This window comes from Kurthia sp. FSL E2-0154, assembly GCF_038003625.1.
Taxonomy (GTDB): domain Bacteria; phylum Bacillota; class Bacilli; order Bacillales_A; family Planococcaceae; genus Kurthia; species Kurthia gibsonii.
On record NZ_JBBOPO010000001.1, the window covers coordinates 1,387,136 to 1,406,974 of the forward strand.

Here is a 19,839-nt window from a genome sequence, read left to right on the forward strand (position 1 = left end):
TTACTTTGTTGCGGATTATAACTCTATTCTTTTAATGTATCATTCAATACTTCATATCCACGTCCGTTTTGATTTTGAAATGTATAACTTTGTTCCATATCATCACGATTTTTTACAGTAAACGCATATACATCACGTTTTTGTTCATACTTTCCATTCTTTACATCGAATGTTTGGTTCGGATAATTTTCATTTAAGTATGTTTCTAACTCGATTGCTGCACGATGCTTTGCAAGCGGATTACTCATATAATAATTCGTAATCCATAAACCGACCACCACTACAACTAAAACAATCCATTTTATACAAAAAAAGAAATCACTAAGAATAGTAATTTCTCTTTTTGACTAATGAGATAATGGTTTCATTAAAAACAGTTCTAAGTAACGTTCGCGTCTACCACTCATTGATTTTAATTGAAGATCTACCTCACTTAGCCCATATAACGCTTTTAACAGATGTGTATCTTTCACACCACGACGATCTTCTATAATACGTTTTACGCGGTATGGATTCACTTTTAAGGTTTTTGCAATTTGCTGTGCATGGTAGCCTTTAGAAAGTAAATAATATACATTTGACATTATGCGTACTTGTGAAGCAAGTAATGCAACGAGCGCAATCGGCTCTTGTTTTTGGCGAATTAAATCATGATAAATAGAGACTGCAGTAGAAACATCACCTGCAATATAAGCATTTAACAATTTAAAAGCATCTTGTTCTAATGTTTTCGCAACGAGTTCCTCTACATCTTCTAATTGAATCATTCCTTCTTCGCCAATGTAGTGACATAATTTATCCACTTCCATTTGCAAATGCAACATATCTAGCCCTACGAGTTCAATTAGCTTCTGTATTGCTCGTTCGTCGATTTGTTTTTGACGTGAGGATACTTCATTTTGAATCCAAACAGCTAAATCGCGTTCTCTTGGTGCTTCCGCATGAACAACATGTGCTAATTCCTTCATCTGCTTTGTCACTTTTTTACGCTCATCTAACTTTTCATATGGCGCAATAAAGAGTGTAATAGAGAAATCAGATGGGTGACGTAGCCATAACTCCAGTGCTTTTAAATCATGTGCCATTTTTTCTTTTGAATTGTCTGTTGCTTTTAAAAAGGATGCATTTTTTGCGATAATTAACTTCTTTTCTGAGAAAAAAGGAATTGTATCGGCTTCCTCCATAACATGTTGGACAGGTACTTCTTCTAAATCAAAAATCGTCGTTTCGATTTCACCTGCTTGTTCAAGTGCCTGTTTCATACGACGAATCGTTTCATCAATAAAATATGTTTCGGTTCCTGAAAGTACATAAACAGGATCGATTTTCCCTTGATTCATTTCTTTCCATAGTTGTTGGAACATATATCCCGCCTACCTTTCACATCTTTCTCAGTATAGCATTTTTTCGTGAAAGGTTGTATGGCGTTTTCATGGTTGTACATCAATTGTTGTCTTCGTCATACGTACTTCAATCGTTCCTATCTCTGCTGTATTAAGCGCTTCAATATGTGCTTGTTGTACACGCTCCACCACTTCTTTTGCAGGATGGTTATAACGATTATTCCGTCCACTTGAATAGATGACGAGCTGCGGCTTCACAGCTTGCAAAAATAAATCAGATGTGGATGTTTTTGAACCATGATGACCTGCTTTTAAAATCGTCGTACCTTTCAAAACTTCTGGATTCTTCTCAACTAACTCTGCTTCTCCTTCTGCCTCTAAATCACCTGGGATGATAATCTTTTTACCTTCATACGTAAGTACGATGACAATCGAGTCATTATTTCCTTCATAAACTGTATCGTAGGGCATAACATAATCTATGCGAAAAGCACCTTGTTGCCACGCTGCTCCTGCCATTTGTTCCTGAATGGGAATATGTTGTTTTTCTGCTTCATGTAAGACATCTTGCATAATAGCTTTTTGAGCTGAATTCGGTGTGATATGAATTTCTTTCACCTTTACTTCTTGCATAACTTCCTCTGCGCCTTCCACATGATCCGCATCTGCATGTGTCAAAATAAGGCGGTCAATCTTCTGAATCCCCCGTCCTTTTAAATAAGGGACGATAATTTGCCTTCCAATTTCATATACTTTATCGGACTGTTTCCATGTTGTACCGCCAAATCGCAGCAATCCACCACTATCAATCATATAAACACCACGCCGATTTGGTAACTCAATAATGGTACAATCACCTTGATCTACACTTAAAAATGTAACACGTACATCTTCATGATGTTTTGGTTGTTCTGTTATATAAAAAGTAAATGAAAAAAAGATACCTATACTCACAAGAAGATAACGCTTTTGTTCCATCGTGTAAAAAAAGAAAAGAATTATAATCAATAATACACAAAGCATCCAAACTGCCGGTTTTCCGGGATTCCACATTTGATATGGAATATTCTGACAGAGGTAAATAAAATCTTGAACAAATACGCGAAATGGTTCATAGAGACTAAATAAAAGTTGTGAGACGAAAGGTGGTAAAAAACTACTACATAATAGCACCAAATTCGCTGGTAGAATAACAAATGAAAAAAGAGGTACGAAGATTAAATTCATAACAATACTAGCAGTCGATACTTCATAAAAGTGATAGAGAAGTAATGGTAGAACGAGTAACTGACAACTAATCGTAATCCACAGTGACTGTGTCAGCCAATTTTTGCAACGGGCTAAACATTCGGAAGATAAGACAATGGCGCTCGTCGCTAAAAAGGAAAGTTGAAAGCCTACTTGATAGATGATATTTGGTTCAATTAGAACGAAAAGAAGAAAACAAAGTCCGAGCGCACTTTCTACTTTTAGACGGTGATTAAAGAGAAGCGCGCCATATAAGATGAGTACCATGATGACTGAACGCCAAACAGAAGGTGCCCCACCTGCTAAAATAGCGTAGGCTGGGAGTGCAATCCATAATGTATAAAAGACCTGCTCTTTTCGCACCCCAGCTCTCAGTAATACTTGTTGAAATAATAGACTCATCAATGCGACATGCAAACCAGATATAGCGAAAAGATGCGTAATGCCAAGCTTCTGATAAGCTCTTGTATCGACAGCTTCCACATCATCTTGTTGCCCAATTAATAAGGCCTTTGCTTCTGCTTGAAGCGCTTGTGGGAAAGTTTTATCAATATGTTGTTCGAGTTTTGCACGTTGTTGCCATAAAAAAGCAGTGAATGATACATTTACTTTTAATGGTTGCCACTTCGTAACTTCATAAATACCGATAGCATGATGACTTTTTAAATAATCTTGAAAATCAAATGCATATGCGTGATGCGGCTTTGTTACAGGCTTTAATTCACCTTCTACACGAAACGTTTGTTTCGCTAATGTTTGCTGTTCGAGCATTTTCTTTTCTTCTTCATGTTGAATGGTATAAACAACATAAATTTTTTGTCCATTCACATCTTCCATTAATCCTCTCACGCGACCACCATTCACTTTCACAGTTGATGTCCATGTTAAAATCATCTGCTGTGGTAGTTCTTTCGGAACGTCTAGCTTTTCTGTTGTGTACACGAAGAAGAACAGACTCGCGATGATTGCAAGTACGATAGTCGACCAGGCTGTCTTTCTAAAAATTAACCATATAAAAAACGGAATATATAAAAATAAAAGCCCTGTCGTCTCATTTGCAGAAAGAATGGCAAGGAGGACTGACAAGGCAATATAGATTACTTCATTGAGGCTACGCTTAATCCAAATAATTGTTCCACCCTTTGTTCAAATGGAGCCAACTGTTCTAGTTCAACGCCACGAGCACGAAGCTCTGCTAACATCTCTAAATTGAGTTTTAATTTTTCATCACGTAAAAAATCAATTTTTTGTTCTTCAAACGGTACGTGGACAATATTAACGCCCGCCTGTTCAAAAAGTTCAATCGCATATGGATTATTTTTATAATCTGTTGCATAGTATAAATTTTTAATGCCCGCTTGAATAATTGACTTTGTACATGGTAAACATGGGAAATGCGTTACATATAAATCCGCATCTTTTGTTGGTGTACCATATTTCGCACATTGTAATAATGCATTCGTTTCAGCGTGTACTGTACGGACACAATGATTGTCAATAACATAACAACCTTTATCAATACAATGATCATCTCCTGAGATCGAGCCATTATAACCACCTGCGATAATTCGTTTATCACGAACAATTGTCGCACCTACAGATAGACGGGTACATGTACTTCTTAATGCTAGTAAATGGCTTTGTGCCATGAAAAATTGATTCCAAGTTATTCGCTCCATGTGAAATCCCTCGATTCTTTACTTTTACGCACAGCGTGTTTACTTTTATTCTACATGATGTATCAGTTGTTGCCCATAGTAAATATTATTGTACAGTAATCGATGATTTTAACTTTTCGAATGTTTTTTCACCAAAACCCGTTACTTTTTTTAAGTCATCAATGGTTTGAAATAGACCGCTTTCTGTGCGGTATGCAATAATGGCTTTTGCTTTCGCTGGACCAATACCTGTTAAAGTTTGTAGTTGTGTTTCATCTGCTGTATTTAAATTTACAAGTGCTGTTTGTTCTGTCGAGCTACTCGTATTTCCTTGTGCAGTTGATGTAGAGGACGGTGTGCTCACAGAATTATGGTCCGTCTTTTCACCTTTTTTCGGTACATAGACAACCATTTCGTCTTTCAACTTCTCTGCAAGATTAATTGCTTTCGGATTTGCAGACTGATTATAGCCTCCTGCTTCACGAATCGCGTCCATAACGCGTGCTTCCGCATCTAACTGATAAATACCTGGTTTTTTAACAGCACCTTTTACATCGACAATAATCGCTGTTGACGTAAGTTGTGTACTATTTGTTTGCTTGTTGGGGGTTTCAGTAGAAGTTGGGGGTGCTTCCACAGGTTGAATAAGTGAGGTTGGCTCTTGTGTCGCTTGTAGTGATGGTTCTTTTTTCGTCCAAAGATAAAGACTGATTGCACCAATCACCAGAAGGAGTATGCCAAGATGTTTTTTATATTGTATAAAAAAAGATGGCATTACTTGACTTCCTTTCATTCGAGGAAGTTCACATGAGCTAATGCCATCTTATCTTATTTATCCCAAAATAGGAAGTCTTTATTTTACTGCATGGAAAAAAATACGTTCTGATTCTGCTGTTGGCGCTTGTTCATTAAAATCAGCAGTTACATGAATGTTTGTAAAACCAATCTCTCGCAACAGTTGAACATAATCATCTACCGCAAACGAACGTTGAATATGTTGTTCATCAAAGCGCTCAAAAAGATCTTCTTCTACTTCAACAAAGAATGTCATATCATGTTCGACAGTGTGCGGTGTATCAAGAGCTTCCGTATGCCAAATATATGTGACTTCTCCATCATCATATGTAAAAGGTCCATCCATAAAAATCGTATCCATTTTATAAAGTGAATGCACATCGAAAAAGAGTTGACCACCCTTACGAAGTGATTCGTAAATGCGTTTTAGCGTCTCTTTTACTTGCGACCATTGTTGTAAATAGTTGATGGAATCAATCGGAATACAGACAACATCTAAATCCACAAAGCCATCTAACTCGTCCATCGATTGGCAGACGAGTAATGCTTGTTGACCTTGTGTTTGTAGACGTGTATTAGCCATCATTAACATCTCTTCTGATAAATCAAGACCAGCTGCCTCATATCCTGATTTTAAAAGCATGGATAACATGACACCCGTTCCACATCCTACATCTAATAATTTAGAATGCGTTGTTGCAGGTGCATGTTTTGTAATCCATTCAACATATTGATCGTATGGAATATCTTCCATTAATTGATCATAAACTTCTGCAAAACGTCCGTAACTATTCATGTGTGTCATCTTCTACATATAGCTCTGGTGCATCACCCCATAGACGTTCTAAGTTATAATAACTACGCTCATCGCGGTGGAATACGTGTGCAACTACATCGCCTAGGTCAATTAATATCCAACGTGCTGCGTCAAAGCCCTCTACACGTTTTACTGTGTAGTTTGCCTCATGGGCTTTTTCTTGAATTTCACGTGCGATTGCTTGTACTTGACGGTCTGAATTTGCATGGCAAATTACAAAATAATCTGCTAGTAATGAGATTCCTTGCATATTTAATACGACCAAATCTTCTGCTCGTTTATCATCTGCTGCTTTAAAAACAAGATTTAATAATTCATGTTCCATTAACTCGTAACCTCTTTCCTATAACAATAAGTCATTATAAAATTTAAAAGAATCTGGGAATACTGCTTGTTGTTGCTTCATTAAAAAGGCGATAGAGTGGCGAACAGAGCGCAGTGATAAATCATGTAGATTCTCTACTTCTGCTGCTTCACGCAGTTCATCAACTCCAGGGAATTTACGATTCGGCTCAATTAAATCCGCAATATAAATAATGCGCTCCAAGTTACTTGAACCTGCTCGTCCTGTCGTATGATAGCGAATCGCATGCAACACATCTTCATCTTCAATATGAAATTCTGTTTTTGCCACGTAGGCTCCAACAGGTCCATGCCATAATTCATGATGATACGCTAACAATGTAGGATCCATTTGCTGTTCTTCAATCACCTGTTTCATCCAATCGCGATCGGCATACTTACATACATCATGTAGAATACCCGCAATCTCTGCCTTCTTTACATCTTCACCAAAACGTGCTGCGAGTTTCATCGCCGTATCAGCCACACCAATCGTATGAATATAACGTTTTTCAGGCATACGGTCTTTAATGGCTGCGAGTAGCTGTTGTCGTTCCATATAACCCTTCCTCTCGTATATAGTGTTCGACTTTCTGTGGTAACAGATAACGAACGGACTGATTATTTTTTAGACGTTTACGTAAAAGAGTAGACGATACATCGATAATTGGCGCTGCTACATGTATGACTGGTAATTCACTTTTACCCTCTGTTCCTGGGCGATCAACACCTACAAAATGAACGAGTTTAAGTAAATCCTCAATGCGATACCATGTATGAAGCGAATCGACCATATCGCCTCCGATGATAAAATAGAAATCACAATCTGGCTCGCGTTCTTTTAAAACTTGCAACGTCTCAAAGCTATACGACGTACCGCCTTGTTGAATTTCATACGGTTCAAGTTTAAACTTGGCATGATCTTCAATGGCAAGGGCTGTCATGTGTAAACGTTGTTCGCCTGTCGCACCATTCGGTTCTTCTTTATGCGGCGGAATCGCATTTGGCATAAAACGTACTTCGTCTAAGTCAAGTGCTTGCAATACCTCATTTGCCATCAATAAATGTCCAACATGTGGTGGATTAAACGTGCCTCCCATAATTCCTATTTTCTTCATCATCTTCACCCTACTTTGCTTTTGGTAATTCAATACGACGGTTTTCGCGCTTTGGTGCCTCTTTATAAAGCACGACCGTTAAACCGATTAATTGAACTAATTCTGCATCTGTTCCTTCTGCTAATTCAGCCGCTACATCGCGCTTATCGAATTCACAGTTATCTAAAATACGCACTTTAATTAACTCACGTACGCGTAAAGCTTGTGTAATTTGCACGAGCATTGCTTCATTTACGCCACCTTTACCTACTTGGAAAATCGGGTCTAAATGATGTGCCTCTGCACGTAAAAAACGTTTTTGTTTACCTGTTAACATAATAATTAATTTCCTCCTAAATGTATCAACAACTGCTCTTTCACAGCTGTTGGGTCGGGACTTTGTTTCGTCCAATATTCAAAGGCAAGGGCACCTTGATGAATGAACATACCTAAGCCCGATACAATCGTTGCACCCTTGTCTTGTGCTGCCTGTAATAAAGGCGTCATTAATGGATTATACACAATATCTGCAACAATTGCTGATGATTTTAATTTTTCAAGTGAGAAAGGTATCGTCACCTGACTATTTTTCATACCAGCAGGTGTTGTTTGAATCAGAATCGCATACTCATCCAATTGTTCACTTGCTGTATTTAACGAAATCGCTTGTGCTGGAATTGTTAATTCAGCGCAAATTTGCTGTGCTTTTTCAACTGTACGATTACAAATCGTTACATCTGTATAGCCTATTGACTCAAGTGCAAACGCAATTCCTCTCGCTGCACCACCAGCACCAATCAACAATACCTTTTCATGTCTTTTCGCATCGCCAATGACTTCTTCTAACGAACGAACAAATCCTAAACCATCTGTGTTGTAGCCCTTTAAACGTCCATCTTCTAAGCGAACAACCGTATTGACTGCGCCCATTTTTTCAGCTGTTTCATCTAAAGCATCTAAAAATGGTCGGATTTTTTCTTTATGTGGAATGGTCACATTAAAACCGCTAATTCCAAGTAATTTCATCGAAGCAACAGCCGCTTCTAAATCTTCTTCTTTCACATGAATCGGCAAATAAGTCGCGTCGATTCCGAGTTGTTGAAACCATTCATTATGCATCATTGGCGATAAAGAATGTCCAATTGGATCTCCAATGACTGCGTACCACTTTTTCATGTCAAAATACCCCCTAAATGAGTGACGGACGAACTTGTACTTCTACGCCTTCTGGTGCATAGGCTGCAATCACGACATTGGGATCTTGTACAGTAATCCAACCTAAACCTGAAAAGACGATATCTGTTTTACCTTCTTTAATCGAAAATTCATGACGTACTAAACGTGGAAGTTGGTCGATGAATTCAGCAGTTGGCGGTGCTAATAATTCACCTTTGTGATTCTCATACAATTCATCTGCCTTTTCTAATTTTGTACGGTGAATTGTTAAATCATTCGCTACATAAACTGTGAAGGCTGAACGTTCTCCTTTGATAAAGTCAAAGCGTGCTAATGCACCTACAAACAATGTTTGCTCTGCATTCAACTGGAATGTTTTTGGCTTGATTTCTTTTTTTGGCATAATATATTTTAACTCAGATGAATCTAAATGATGTGCCATTTGATGATGATTAATAATTCCCGGCGTGTCATAGATTCCTTTTTCGTCATCTAGTGGAATTTCAATCATATCAAGCGTCGTTCCAGGGAAATGTGATGTTGTAATCACATCGCCATGTCCTGTAGCGGTTTTAATAATGCGATTAATGAATGTTGACTTCCCTACATTCGTACAACCTACCACATATACATCTTCTCCACGTCGGTATGTGTCGATTGCTTCCATCGCTTCATCCATACCAAGACCTTTATGTGCACTCACAAGTAATACATCGACTGGTTTTAAGCCTAACTTCTTCGCTTCTTGCTTAATCCAATGTACCACTTTTTTCTTATTCACAGACTTCGGCAATAAATCCACTTTATTCGCGATTAATAATACTGGATTCGAACCAACGAATCGGTGTAAACCTGGTAACCAACTACCATTAAAATCGAAAATATCAACGATTTTTACGATTAGACCATTCTGTGTACCTAAGCCATTTAAAATGCGTAAAAAATCATCATCTGTTAAAGAAACAGGTTGAATTTCGTTGTAATTCTTCAAACGGAAACAACGTTTACAAATCACGTCTTCCTTTTCTAATGAAGATGCAGGTGCATAGCCCGGTGCTTTTGGATCCTCTGTTTGTATTTCTGTACCGCAACCAATGCAGTGTAACTTTTCTTCCATTATGATTGTTCCTCCCAAGTTGGTATTCCTTTTTTGTCTAGATACTTATAGACTCTTTTTTCAATCGCACGATTAAACTTCGTCACAAAACCATCTGAGTTCGCGACTGGTTTGACAAGCATCGTATAAATTCTCATACGATTTGCGCCCATCATATCTGTTAACATTTGATCTCCTAGCATTAATACTTGATTTACGGGTAAATGTAAAGTAGATAATGCTTCTTTAAAAGCGCCTGTCAACGGCTTACGCGCACGGTAAATATAAGGCAACTCAAGCGGTTCTGCAAATTTTTTCACGCGCTCTTCTGCATTATTTGAAGCAATGATGACACGAATTCCTGCTTCTTTCATTGTTTTCAGCCACTGTTCGACTTCAGGCGTCGCTAAAGCACGATCCCATTCAATTAAGGTATTGTCCAAATCTGTAATGATTCCTTTAATACCCAAAGCTTGTAACTTTTCAGGTGTTAGATCTAAAACAGAACCGACAAATTCCTTTGGCATAATTAATTTATACAAATGATGTTCTCTCCATTTTCAATTGATTTTTCATTTTACCTCATAAGATTATAACATATTACAAAAGGCTTCTCCCACCTGTATATGTGCACCTTGTTGAACATTCGGTAAAAATTCAACGGATTTTTCTTCAAATAACATTACAACAGTTGAGCCAAATGCAAAATAACCAATCTCTTCGCCTTTTGCCCATCTAGTAGATGTATTGGTTAATTGAATGGTATTAACGAACATGGCACCCACTTTTATGACCGCTACTGTATCATCATATTTTGTTTTTAGTTCTGTGATCATACGGTAGTTTCCTGAAATCGGCTTTCTACCATATTTTAAACCGGCTTGATTTACAGGATAGCTATTGTTCCCTAAAATGTATTGGCGCTCAATTTGACCATCTACAGGACTGTGTACGCGGTGATAATCTGCTGGGCTTAAATAGAATACAATATATTGCCCATTTTTATAGCGCTGTGCATTGTCATGTTTGCCGAGAAGTTCATCTAATTGATAAACCTGCCCTTTTACAGTAATGGATGTATTTTGTGTAATGACACCGAATGATTCAATTTTAGAATCTGCTGGACTTGTCATCACATCTAGACGACCGTCAACTGGACGAGCACTCGATTTTAACTCTCTCGTAAAAAACTGTTGTAAAGTTGGGAAACAATCGACTTTTTTTGAAACCTCCTGGGTATTAATATCGTATATATGGATATATGACTGGATGAATCGTTTGCTAATTTTGGAGTTCATCATTGTTTTTAAAAGATACGATGACCACTTCTTATTCGTGAGTTCAATCGCGGTTTGGTACAGTTTCTTTTTGAGCATAATTGTGCCTCCGATTTTTTAATGATTTACAGTTGATATCTTAAAGACTTATAATAGTCTAATATTGAATAAAATTAAAGGAGTGTTGTCCATTGAATATGGTGGATATCACAGTAAAGAAGATGAAAGCAAACCTAGCGAATCTCATCACCCTTGGAAACATCTCATTTGGTGGTGCAGCGCTAATGGCTACAATCAATGAATCATACGGTTACGCGGTCTTATTTATTCTTATTGCTGCTTTGCTGGATCGATACGATGGTAAAGTCGCACGAAAATATAATCTAGAATCAGAGCTTGGTAAACAACTCGATTCGATGAGCGACATTATTTCGTTTGGTGTAGCACCTGCAGTATTAATGTATGAAGTTGAATTGACCGCTTATGGTAACTTAGGTATGGTCATCGCGGTATTATATATCGCTTGTGGTGCATTCCGACTTGCTCGATTCAATGTTACTGAATCAAATGGTTATTTCACTGGACTACCAATTACGGCTGCCGGAGCAATCTTAACCATCTCGTTTTTCTTCTCGCCATGGTTATCATCGGCTTTCTATGTCGTATTGTTCCCATTACTTGCGATTTTAATGATTAGTAATTTCTCATTGAAGAAAGTGTAAATAAAGCGAAAGTTATGCCTCTTAGGTGTGACTTTCGTTTTTTTTGTTATACTATTCCCCTTTTATCTTCTTTCCATTATTTATACGAAAGAAAACTGAATTTGTTTCACGAAAGTTCACATAAAAAATGAGCCACGCCTTTTCAGCACGTGACCCCATTATTTTATAAACTTTTAATTGTTTCTAATACAACTTGTGTCGAATGCTTTGCAGCAACTGGTAAAAATTCATCAAAGCTAATATTCGATTCTTTACCTGCGATATCAGATAATGCACGAATCACAACAAATGGTGTACCAAATTGATAACATACCTGTGCAACTGCTGCTGCTTCCATTTCAACAGCTTTCATTGTTGGAAACTGCTTACGAACGACCTCCACACGTACAGGATCATTCATGAATGCATCACCTGTTGTAATTAAGCCCGTCGCTGCTTGATGTTCACCAATCTTTTGAACTGCTTGTTCTGCTGCTTGCATTAAATTTGCATCTGATTTGAATGCAGGTGGCATTTGAGGTACTTGACCAATCTCATAACCAAAGATTGTTGCATCTACGTCGTGATGGCGTACTTCATCTGAAATAACGATTGCACCTACTTCTAAATTCTCATCATATCCACCAGCTGAACCTGTGTTAATGACAACATCTGGTTTGAACTCATGTAAAAGAATTGTTGTAGACATGGCTGCATTGACTTTACCAATACCACTCTTTAAAAGGACTACATCTTTACCTTCGTATGTACCTTCTGTATATTCTGAGTTTGCAATGACTGCTGTTTTTGGATTTGAAATGGCTGCACGTAGTAACTCCACTTCTTCTTCCATTGCACCGATTACGGCAATTTTCATCGTTTGTTCCGCCTTCCATAGAAAAAATACGTTCTATCTTACATTACAGACTATTTGAAAATCCGTCAATGCCAATTAATAAGCACCTTGTAGTTGATTTAGCACTTCTACTTTTTCTGGTTTCCATCCTTTTTTTGCTACCCATTTTAAAGATACACGATATTTTTTCGTTTGGTCTTTTGAAGATACTGTAATAATTGATGCATCTGCTGATCCATTACCTTTCGCATACCAAAGAATCCAGTCTTCTTCTTTAAGACCTGTAATATTTTGAACAGCTTGTAATTTTTCATTCCAGTCAACTGTACCTGCGCTATAACTTGATACGTGCATTGTTGTACCATCATCTTGTTGCGCTGTTTTATACGGCTTCCATTCCTTATCTTCAATTACTTCATCAACAATCGTCTCATCTGATTTTGATACTTTAACCGTATCACTTTTTTTCAGTTCTTCCACATCTTTTACGACAGTTGGTTTAACTGTTTTTTTCTTTTTAACAGGTTCTTCCTCTTTAGGCGTCTCTTTTTGAGGTTGAGCTGTTACAGCTTCTTTTTCTGACTCTTTCGCCTTTTGTTGCTCTTCACCGCCCGAAAAAATAATACTAGCTACTAGAATAATTAAACTGACAACAAGTGCGATTAAATAATTTAAAATACGGTCGCCTTTTTGTTTACTCGTCATATGTTTTTTTGAACGATATCTTCTTTGTTCTTCCATACTTTCACCTCTTAGTTACCGTCATAATAGCATATTTAATGAAAATATGCTTTCTGTTTGAATACGTTGTTAGCAAATTGAAATATTTTAAAGATTGCATAACATATTTTACATTCATAAGACGTTTTTTTAGATAAAGAGTTCTTTATTAAAAAAGACTGAGACCTATGTGTTATAAAACACAATTTGTCTCAGTCTTTTTTTAATTACTTCTTATTTAATCGATACGATACGAACGTCCATATCGCCACCAGGTGTATTGATTTTTACTACATCATCAACCTTACGACCTAGTAAAGCTTTAGCGATTGGTGAATCGTTTGAAATACGTCCTTCGAATGGGTCTGCTTCTGCTGAACCAACGATTGTATATTCTTCTTCATCTTCGTCTGGAAGTTCTACGAATTTTACTGTGCAACCAATTGTTACTGTATCACGTGCATCTGAACCTTCTTCGATAATCATTGCATTACGAATCATTGTTTGTAATAAAGAGATACGTCCTTCTACAAAACCTTGCTCGTCTTTTGCTGCATCGTATTCCGAATTCTCAGAAAGGTCACCGAAACCACGTGCGATTTTAATACGTTCTACAACCTCTTTACGTTTTGTCGTAATTAGGTATTCTAATTCTTCTTCTAATTTTTGCTTACCCGCTGCTGTCATTGGGTATTGTTTTTCGTTAGACAATACAATCCACTCCTTAAGTACGATATAAAAATACTATGTCGCCATTCGTAACGAACGCGACATAGTGATTTCTCATTAACTTCTGTTAATCATTACCATGATATTACACAATGGTGTCAGATTCAACAATTGTTTTTATTTTTGTAACCATTAAATCGATTGCGACTTCATTTTGACCACCTTCTGGGATAATAATATCCGCATAACGCTTCGTCGGTTCGATGAATTGATTATGCATTGGACGAACAACTGATAGATATTGTTCAACAACTGAATCAATTGAACGACCACGCTCATTAATGTCACGTAAAATACGACGAATGATACGTAAATCTGAATCGGTATCAACGAATAATTTAATATCCATTAAATCACGTAAACGTTCATCTGCTAATACAAGAATACCTTCTAAAATAATTACGTCTTGTGGTTCAATATGCTCTGTTTCTTTTGAGCGTGTATGCAAAGCATAATCATAGATTGGCTTTGCGATCGGCTCACGATTCAATAGCTTTTCAATATCTGCAATTAATAAATCGGTATCGAATGCATTTGGATGGTCATAGTTTGTTTCAAGACGTTGTTCAAACTCCAAATGACTTTGATCTTTATAATAATAATCTTGTTCAATCACGACAAGGTTATGGTTTTTAAATACTTCATGAATTGCGTGTGTCACACTCGTTTTACCAGAGCCTGAACCTCCTGCAATTCCAATGACAACCGGTCTCTTTTTTGTCATCTTAGCGCATCTCCTTACGAATCATATCATGTGCATTCACTTTATGCTCACATTTGAAGCGAACAATTTGTAGTGGATGTCTTGCTGCATCCAATGATTCTCCTTGTTCATCAAAGATTTCTTCTACAACGATTGTAAAGTTCTCAATCGCTGGACCGAAGAATTCGATTTCATCGCCTGGTTTGAAGTAATTACGTTGTTGCAATGTAACCATTTGTGTTTCTTCATCGTAATCAAGTACCATACCACAGAAGTCGTAATTTGTTTGTTTACCATGAACGCCAAACATTTGCTGTTCATAACTTGGTTCGCCTTCGAAGAATGAAGAAGCTGTTTCACGATTCGCACATTTATCTAATTCTTCTAACCATTCACGTTTGATGACAAAGTTTTCTGGGTCTGCACAATAAGCATCAATTACTTTACGGTAGACTGTTACAACCGTCGCAATATAGTGAATTGATTTCATACGCCCTTCTACTTTTAATGAATCAATGCCTAGTTCGATAATTTTTGGAATCGATTCAATTAATTTTAAGTCTTTTGGACTCATCGCAAATGCTTCTTGTCCTTCTTCAAATAACGGCTTTTCTTTGCCATCTTCTACCGCATATAAATCATAATCCCAACGACATGATTGACAACAACCGCCGCGGTTTGAGTCACGCGCTGTCATATGGTTTGATAGTACACAACGTCCTGAATAAGCGATACACATCGCACCATGTACGAATGATTCGATTTCGATATCTACTTTTTCTTTCATTAATTGAATTTCTTCAGCACCTGTTTCACGTGCTAATACAACACGTTCTAAACCTTGTTCTTTCCAATATTGAACTGCTTTCCAGTTCGATAGAGATTGTTGTGTACTTAAATGGATTTCAAGCTTTGGTGCGACTTCTTTACACGTTTCAATAATTAATGGGTCAGCTACAATAATTCCTGTAATGCCAACGCCTTCTAATGCTTGTAAATAATCTTCTAAACCGTCCATATTTTCATTATGCGCAAAAATATTTGTTGTTACATAGATTTTCGCACCGTAACGGTTAGCAAATTCAACACCTTCTGCCATCTCTTCGATTGAGAAGTTCCCTGCATTTGAACGTAGACCAAACTCTTGTCCACCGATAAATACCGCATCTGCTCCATAATGTACAGCAATTTTTAATTTTTCCAGATTTCCAGCAGGTGCTAACAGTTCTGGTTTCTTCGTAATGACACGCTTGCCATCAATGATTTCTGAAATACGATCATTTATAATAGTCGTCATGTTACGTCTCCTCCTAATAAACTGTTTCTTTGAAGTAGAATCCAGTATCTAACGGACGTAATTCTGGTTGAATCTCTTCAATTTTTTCAAGTAAGTCTTGCTTCATATCTTCGTATGCATCTTCTGACTCCATGTACGCATCAATTGCTTGACGGTAGCAAGCTGTTACTTCAACTGCATAGTCATCTGAGCATAGAACCGAATCAAATTTAAATGAATCAACACCTGCTTCAAATAATTCATTTAGTTCATCAATAATACATACATCATTCGGACTGTAAATGTGTGTACCATTTAAATCTTCATAAATTGGGTATTTATTTTCACGTTCTTTATCATGTAAGAACATATTTTTCGCTTCTTTACGATTTTCAACTTCCATCGCTTTATCTTGGAATAAGAAGTAGTTGCCTAAAAGCGGACGTTTTGATTGGAACATACATGTCATACCATGTACAAGCACTTCAATCTCAACTTCTGCATTTTCTTTAATCTCTACAACTTCTTCCATGCTCAATTCACGAGCTAAATACGCGCGTGTTGCACCACGTTTACCCCAGTAATTTGCTTGGAACCAGTTTGTAGAAATCGTTTCTGCATCCCAGTGAAGTGGAATTTCACAATTTGCTTCTCGGCGCGCAATAATAACAGCTGGATCACCGAATACAATACCATCTACATCTAGTTCAGTTAGTTTTTCCATATAAGGAGCTAAATCATCGACACGATCATTATGATAAATTGCATTCATCGCAACATAGACTTTTTTGCCTGCTGCATGAATCATTTTTGTTGCTTCTGCTACTTCTTCAACTGAAAATTCGCCTGCTAAACGCAAACCAAATTTTTGTTCACCAATTAAAAAAGCATCTGCACCAGCTTCAATCAAACGTGCTACGTGTTCAACTGAATGGGGTGTTACAAGTAATTCTGGTTTTTTCATGTTGGTCACCTCTTAATACAAATCAATAAACCATCGCCTACTGGGAAGAAAGTTGATTGATATTGCTCATTTTGAATAATCCATTCCGCAAATTGATGAAGGTTTCGAATCATCGTTCTTTTACGTTTTGGTACATCTTTCATGTCTAAATCTGATAGACCGTGCATATACATATTATCAATGTATAAAATGCCCCCTTGTTTGACAAGTGGACTATATTGATCAAAGAATTTTTGATATTGGCCTTTTGCCGCATCAATAAAAACAGCATCAAAAGATGGATATTTGCTTGCAATGTCCACTTCTAACGCATCACCCTCGATTAATGTGATATTTTCTTTTACATCGGAACGTCCGATAAATGCTTTTGCATATTCAATGCGTGCTTCATCTCTTTCAATCGTTACAATATCAACATTTGGTACAGCTTGTGCCATACGAATTGCTGAGTAACCAATCGCGCTACCTACTTCTAAAATTGATTTTGGTTGTTGAATTCTTAGTAACTGTAATAAGTTTTCAATCGCTGAAAGCTGCATAATCGGTATGTAATTTTCAGCCGCAAACTGTTCCATTTCAATTAAAAGTTCATCTCGTTTAGGTATGAAGGATTGAATATAGGCATCTGAAATTTCCATCTGCTATTCCTCCTTAATTATATACAAAACACACTTTATCCTAACATAAAAGTATTTTAAAATCTAGATTTCAACCTTGCAAATCCATAATTTCATGCTTTTTCGACGAAGTTTTGAAAAGAAAACAACATTAAAAAAACCTAGACGATGTTCATTCATCATCTAGGTTTTCATATTAACGCTACCTATGAGGCTAAAATAGCATCATTATTTTTGCGATTTGATGTACTTGGCTACATTATTTTGATGCTCTACATACGTTTCAGCAAAGTGATTATTACCATCTTTATCTGCAACAAAGTATAGATATTTTGTTTTCGCAGGGTCAACCGTTGCGTCAAGTGATGCACGTCCTGCATTCGCAATTGGGCCTGGTGGTAGACCTTTATTCAAGTACGTATTATACGGATTTTTCACTTCTAAATCTTTATACAGCACGCGATCTTTATGCTCACCAAGTGCATATAGAACAGTTGGGTCTGTTTGAAGTGGCATACCTTGTTCAATACGATTATTGAATACACTTGCAATTGTTTCACGGTCTGTTTGTGCTGTCGCTTCACGTTCAAGAAGTGATGCAAATGTTAAGAACTCGTGCGGTGTCATGCCTAATTCTTTTAATTGCGGTTCATATGAACGAACAATCGCATCTGTTTGTGCAATCATCTTTTCAACAATTTCTTCTAAAGTTGGTTTCTTCGTGAAGAAATCATACGTAGATGGATATAAGTAGCCTTCCAATTTGTAGCGAATATCTTTTCCATTGATATCTTTCGTTACTGTTTCTGGATACTTCGCTTTCATCTCTTTAATGAATTTTTCATTCGTTACGAGTTTCATAAACTCTTTTGATGTATAGTCTGTATTTTTCGCGATAATATTACCCATTTGATCGAGCGTTAATCCTTCTGGTATCGTAATTTGTAAATCTGCTTTACGATATACTTTACCTGTTTTTAACGATTTGATAATATCATCAATCGACATAGATGGTGGAATTTGATACGTTCCAGCTTGGAAACCAGAAGCATTTTTAAACTTTGTATAATATTTGAATATTTTCGCATTACGAATAACGCCTTTATCTTCTAAAGTTTGTGATATCGTATCAATATTCGAACCGATTGGCAATTCGATTTTTACGGCTTTTTTATTATCTGGATCTACTGGTTTTAAAGCATTTGAAATATAAAAATAACTACTAATACTCCCAATTAATGCAATAGCAATAATAGCGATTCCCACGTACATCACAATTTTTCGGACTATTCTTTTTTCATGGCGTTGCTCTTGTAATCTCTTTAATTGATCATCGGGCAATTTTGGATCCACACATAATCCTCCTTCATCTCACTCTCATCCTGACTCTTATGTAAAGTCACAACATGTTCATATTACTTGATTCTCTCTTTTTTTTCAAAAATATTTTATACGATTCAAAAAATCCGCCCCTATTATCTGCACTTTTCATAAGCACAAAACAATATTGGACGGACTTTCTTTTACAGACTCATAATTGTATTGACTACTTCTTCAATCATTGCCCATTCTTCTTCAGTTTCGATTTCGTATAATTGCTCGCCGCTACCATCTTCATTTTCGATGACTTCTGCTGCTTCAATTTGAATATCGTCTTCTTCTGTATCTTCATAAAACACGATATACGTTGAATCTGAATCGTCTGGTTCAATGCGCGTTAGAATCGTATAGACAACCTCATTGCCATCTTCATCTAATTCCGTAAAGAATTGACCACTATAATCTTGAGACATGAACATTCACCTCGTTTTGTAAGGACTATTCTTCTTCTTCGTCAGCTAGCTCAGATAAAACGCTCTCGATGAATTCCCATTCTGCATCTGAATCGCTCTCGATTCCAACTAAACGGTCGCCTTCTTCGTCTTCTACAACGATTGCTGCTTGTACTTCTACAGGCTCGTCTGAATCGCTATGTTCTGCAAAAAGAACGTATTCTTTTTCGAATTCTTCTGAGTATACGCGTGTGATGACAGCATATACGATTTCGTTTCCGTTTTCATCAATTGCTACAATATGTTCATGGTTGTGTTCTTCTGACATATTAAAAGCCTCCCTTATGGTTGTTGAAATAGTGAATTATTCTTCGTCGTCTAATTGCTCAAGAATGTCTTCTAAGTAAGCCCATTCTTCTTCTGATTCGATTGGTTGTAATTCGCCATCTTCACCATTTTCTGCTGGTGTGAATGATGAAGCCATGATTTGTACATAACCTTCTTCATCCTCTGAACCGATTTCACTGTATAATACGAAGTTTTTACCAAATTCTTCTGATTCTACGATTGTAAGAATCTCACAAAGAATTTCGTTCCCTTCCTCGTCTACTACTGTAATTGTGTTTTGTTTTTCATTTGTCATACTCTCATT

Annotated in this window: 26 protein-coding genes; 1 reads left to right on the forward strand and 25 read right to left on the reverse strand. The window is 36.9% G+C overall.

Annotated elements, in window-relative coordinates; genetic code table 11:
• Positions 1-23: 23 nt before the first annotated feature.
• The 14 genes from MHB75_RS06830 to MHB75_RS06895 all read right to left on the reverse strand — a co-directional run bounded on the left by MHB75_RS06830 (position 24) and on the right by MHB75_RS06895 (position 10,948).
• On the reverse strand, positions 24-335 hold the full coding sequence (locus tag MHB75_RS06830; RefSeq protein ID WP_340998589.1) for a YfjL-like protein: 312 nt from the start codon (positions 333-335) through the stop codon (positions 24-26).
• A gap of 12 nt (positions 336-347) precedes the next feature.
• A complete protein-coding gene (gene holA / locus MHB75_RS06835) occupies positions 348-1,364 on the reverse strand; it encodes a DNA polymerase III subunit delta (protein WP_340996696.1) in 1,017 nt (338 codons plus the stop codon).
• A 66-nt stretch (positions 1,365-1,430) separates the two neighbouring features.
• Positions 1,431-3,533 (reverse strand): DNA internalization-related competence protein ComEC/Rec2, encoded by a 2,103-nt coding sequence (locus MHB75_RS06840; protein ID WP_340996698.1) that lies wholly within the window; start codon positions 3,531-3,533, stop codon positions 1,431-1,433.
• Positions 3,534-3,688: 155 nt separating this feature from the next.
• Positions 3,689-4,270 (reverse strand): ComE operon protein 2, encoded by a 582-nt coding sequence (locus tag MHB75_RS06845; RefSeq protein ID WP_340996700.1) that lies wholly within the window; start codon positions 4,268-4,270, stop codon positions 3,689-3,691.
• A gap of 85 nt (positions 4,271-4,355) precedes the next feature.
• Complete coding sequence (locus tag MHB75_RS06850) at positions 4,356-5,024, reverse strand: helix-hairpin-helix domain-containing protein (protein WP_340996702.1); 669 nt, start codon at positions 5,022-5,024, stop codon at positions 4,356-4,358.
• Between the two features lie 78 nt (positions 5,025-5,102).
• Positions 5,103-5,840 (reverse strand): class I SAM-dependent DNA methyltransferase, encoded by a 738-nt coding sequence (locus MHB75_RS06855; protein ID WP_141273717.1) that lies wholly within the window; start codon positions 5,838-5,840, stop codon positions 5,103-5,105.
• On the reverse strand, positions 5,833-6,186 hold the full coding sequence (rsfS, locus tag MHB75_RS06860; protein ID WP_141273715.1) for a ribosome silencing factor: 354 nt from the start codon (positions 6,184-6,186) through the stop codon (positions 5,833-5,835). Before rsfS ends, MHB75_RS06855 begins: the two co-directional genes overlap by 8 nt.
• 18 nt (positions 6,187-6,204) lie before the next feature.
• On the reverse strand, positions 6,205-6,762 hold the full coding sequence (gene yqeK, locus MHB75_RS06865; RefSeq protein ID WP_141273713.1) for a bis(5'-nucleosyl)-tetraphosphatase (symmetrical) YqeK: 558 nt from the start codon (positions 6,760-6,762) through the stop codon (positions 6,205-6,207).
• On the reverse strand, positions 6,731-7,321 hold the full coding sequence (locus MHB75_RS06870) for a nicotinate-nucleotide adenylyltransferase (protein WP_340998591.1): 591 nt from the start codon (positions 7,319-7,321) through the stop codon (positions 6,731-6,733). The genes yqeK and MHB75_RS06870 overlap by 32 nt, the downstream gene beginning before the upstream one ends.
• 10 nt (positions 7,322-7,331) lie before the next feature.
• Positions 7,332-7,637 carry a ribosome assembly RNA-binding protein YhbY gene (gene yhbY, locus MHB75_RS06875; protein WP_068452524.1) on the reverse strand — a complete coding sequence of 102 codons (306 nt, stop codon included), beginning with the start codon at positions 7,635-7,637 and terminating at the stop codon, positions 7,332-7,334.
• A gap of 5 nt (positions 7,638-7,642) precedes the next feature.
• Complete coding sequence (gene aroE / locus MHB75_RS06880) at positions 7,643-8,476, reverse strand: shikimate dehydrogenase (RefSeq protein WP_340996707.1); 834 nt, start codon at positions 8,474-8,476, stop codon at positions 7,643-7,645.
• Between the two features lie 13 nt (positions 8,477-8,489).
• A complete protein-coding gene (gene yqeH, locus MHB75_RS06885) occupies positions 8,490-9,593 on the reverse strand; it encodes a ribosome biogenesis GTPase YqeH (protein ID WP_068452519.1) in 1,104 nt (367 codons plus the stop codon).
• Positions 9,593-10,114 carry a YqeG family HAD IIIA-type phosphatase gene (locus MHB75_RS06890; RefSeq protein WP_141273708.1) on the reverse strand — a complete coding sequence of 174 codons (522 nt, stop codon included), beginning with the start codon at positions 10,112-10,114 and terminating at the stop codon, positions 9,593-9,595. Before MHB75_RS06890 ends, yqeH begins: the two co-directional genes overlap by 1 nt.
• Before the next feature lie 48 nt (positions 10,115-10,162).
• Positions 10,163-10,948: a phosphatidylserine decarboxylase gene (locus MHB75_RS06895; RefSeq protein ID WP_141273706.1), complete on the reverse strand. Its 786-nt coding sequence runs from the start codon at positions 10,946-10,948 to the stop codon at positions 10,163-10,165.
• A 98-nt stretch (positions 10,949-11,046) separates the two neighbouring features.
• Between MHB75_RS06895 and pssA the strand changes: the two genes are divergently transcribed.
• Complete coding sequence (gene pssA, locus MHB75_RS06900; RefSeq protein ID WP_255314737.1) at positions 11,047-11,571, forward strand: CDP-diacylglycerol--serine O-phosphatidyltransferase; 525 nt, start codon at positions 11,047-11,049, stop codon at positions 11,569-11,571.
• Between the two features lie 163 nt (positions 11,572-11,734).
• On the opposite strand, the gene mtnN is transcribed toward pssA, so the two are convergent.
• From mtnN to MHB75_RS06955, 11 genes are all read right to left on the reverse strand, one after another.
• Positions 11,735-12,427 (reverse strand): 5'-methylthioadenosine/S-adenosylhomocysteine nucleosidase, encoded by a 693-nt coding sequence (mtnN, locus tag MHB75_RS06905; protein ID WP_141273704.1) that lies wholly within the window; start codon positions 12,425-12,427, stop codon positions 11,735-11,737.
• A 75-nt stretch (positions 12,428-12,502) separates the two neighbouring features.
• Positions 12,503-13,147 (reverse strand): YrrS family protein, encoded by a 645-nt coding sequence (locus tag MHB75_RS06910; protein WP_141273702.1) that lies wholly within the window; start codon positions 13,145-13,147, stop codon positions 12,503-12,505.
• 213 nt (positions 13,148-13,360) lie between these two features.
• Positions 13,361-13,837 (reverse strand): transcription elongation factor GreA, encoded by a 477-nt coding sequence (gene greA / locus MHB75_RS06915; protein ID WP_068452507.1) that lies wholly within the window; start codon positions 13,835-13,837, stop codon positions 13,361-13,363.
• A 103-nt stretch (positions 13,838-13,940) separates the two neighbouring features.
• Positions 13,941-14,579, reverse strand: coding sequence for a uridine kinase (udk, locus tag MHB75_RS06920; RefSeq protein WP_340996714.1), 639 nt, complete (start codon positions 14,577-14,579; stop codon positions 13,941-13,943).
• 1 nt (position 14,580) lies between these two features.
• On the reverse strand, positions 14,581-15,855 hold the full coding sequence (locus tag MHB75_RS06925) for a peptidase U32 family protein (protein ID WP_141273701.1): 1,275 nt from the start codon (positions 15,853-15,855) through the stop codon (positions 14,581-14,583).
• Positions 15,856-15,868: 13 nt separating this feature from the next.
• Entirely contained in the window at positions 15,869-16,798 is a 930-nt protein-coding gene (locus tag MHB75_RS06930; RefSeq protein WP_141273699.1) for a peptidase U32 family protein, read from the reverse strand.
• 5 nt (positions 16,799-16,803) lie between these two features.
• Positions 16,804-17,436, reverse strand: a complete 633-nt coding sequence (locus tag MHB75_RS06935; RefSeq protein WP_068452494.1) for an O-methyltransferase — start codon at positions 17,434-17,436, stop codon at positions 16,804-16,806.
• 207 nt (positions 17,437-17,643) lie between these two features.
• Positions 17,644-18,768: an endolytic transglycosylase MltG gene (mltG, locus tag MHB75_RS06940; RefSeq protein WP_340996717.1), complete on the reverse strand. Its 1,125-nt coding sequence runs from the start codon at positions 18,766-18,768 to the stop codon at positions 17,644-17,646.
• 170 nt (positions 18,769-18,938) lie between these two features.
• Positions 18,939-19,208 carry a DUF1292 domain-containing protein gene (locus tag MHB75_RS06945; protein ID WP_068452485.1) on the reverse strand — a complete coding sequence of 90 codons (270 nt, stop codon included), beginning with the start codon at positions 19,206-19,208 and terminating at the stop codon, positions 18,939-18,941.
• Positions 19,209-19,233: 25 nt separating this feature from the next.
• Entirely contained in the window at positions 19,234-19,515 is a 282-nt protein-coding gene (locus MHB75_RS06950; protein WP_087680306.1) for a DUF1292 domain-containing protein, read from the reverse strand.
• Between the two features lie 36 nt (positions 19,516-19,551).
• Positions 19,552-19,830 (reverse strand): DUF1292 domain-containing protein, encoded by a 279-nt coding sequence (locus MHB75_RS06955; protein WP_068452478.1) that lies wholly within the window; start codon positions 19,828-19,830, stop codon positions 19,552-19,554.
• Positions 19,831-19,839 lie beyond the last annotated feature (9 nt).

Coding starts and splice junctions, on each gene's coding strand:
- udk (WP_340996714.1), bottom strand. CDS start 14,579: ATGACAAAAAAGAGACCGGTTGTCATTGGAATTGCAGGAGGTTCAGGC.
- MHB75_RS06955 (WP_068452478.1), bottom strand. CDS start 19,830: ATGACAAATGAAAAACAAAACACAATTACAGTAGTAGACGAGGAAGGG.
- MHB75_RS06925 (WP_141273701.1), bottom strand. CDS start 15,855: ATGACGACTATTATAAATGATCGTATTTCAGAAATCATTGATGGCAAG.
- MHB75_RS06935 (WP_068452494.1), bottom strand. CDS start 17,436: ATGGAAATTTCAGATGCCTATATTCAATCCTTCATACCTAAACGAGAT.
- MHB75_RS06850 (WP_340996702.1), bottom strand. CDS start 5,024: ATGCCATCTTTTTTTATACAATATAAAAAACATCTTGGCATACTCCTT.
- MHB75_RS06930 (WP_141273699.1), bottom strand. CDS start 16,798: ATGAAAAAACCAGAATTACTTGTAACACCCCATTCAGTTGAACACGTA.
- MHB75_RS06845 (WP_340996700.1), bottom strand. CDS start 4,270: ATGGAGCGAATAACTTGGAATCAATTTTTCATGGCACAAAGCCATTTA.
- aroE (WP_340996707.1), bottom strand. CDS start 8,476: ATGAAAAAGTGGTACGCAGTCATTGGAGATCCAATTGGACATTCTTTA.
- MHB75_RS06870 (WP_340998591.1), bottom strand. CDS start 7,321: ATGAAGAAAATAGGAATTATGGGAGGCACGTTTAATCCACCACATGTT.
- mtnN (WP_141273704.1), bottom strand. CDS start 12,427: ATGAAAATTGCCGTAATCGGTGCAATGGAAGAAGAAGTGGAGTTACTA.
- rsfS (WP_141273715.1), bottom strand. CDS start 6,186: ATGGAACATGAATTATTAAATCTTGTTTTTAAAGCAGCAGATGATAAA.
- yqeH (WP_068452519.1), bottom strand. CDS start 9,593: ATGGAAGAAAAGTTACACTGCATTGGTTGCGGTACAGAAATACAAACA.
- MHB75_RS06855 (WP_141273717.1), bottom strand. CDS start 5,840: ATGAATAGTTACGGACGTTTTGCAGAAGTTTATGATCAATTAATGGAA.
- holA (WP_340996696.1), bottom strand. CDS start 1,364: ATGTTCCAACAACTATGGAAAGAAATGAATCAAGGGAAAATCGATCCT.
- pssA (WP_255314737.1), top strand. CDS start 11,047: ATGGTGGATATCACAGTAAAGAAGATGAAAGCAAACCTAGCGAATCTC.
- MHB75_RS06945 (WP_068452485.1), bottom strand. CDS start 19,208: ATGTCTCAAGATTATAGTGGTCAATTCTTTACGGAATTAGATGAAGAT.
- MHB75_RS06950 (WP_087680306.1), bottom strand. CDS start 19,515: ATGTCAGAAGAACACAACCATGAACATATTGTAGCAATTGATGAAAAC.
- yqeK (WP_141273713.1), bottom strand. CDS start 6,762: ATGGAACGACAACAGCTACTCGCAGCCATTAAAGACCGTATGCCTGAA.
- MHB75_RS06910 (WP_141273702.1), bottom strand. CDS start 13,147: ATGGAAGAACAAAGAAGATATCGTTCAAAAAAACATATGACGAGTAAA.
- yhbY (WP_068452524.1), bottom strand. CDS start 7,637: ATGTTAACAGGTAAACAAAAACGTTTTTTACGTGCAGAGGCACATCAT.
- MHB75_RS06895 (WP_141273706.1), bottom strand. CDS start 10,948: ATGCTCAAAAAGAAACTGTACCAAACCGCGATTGAACTCACGAATAAG.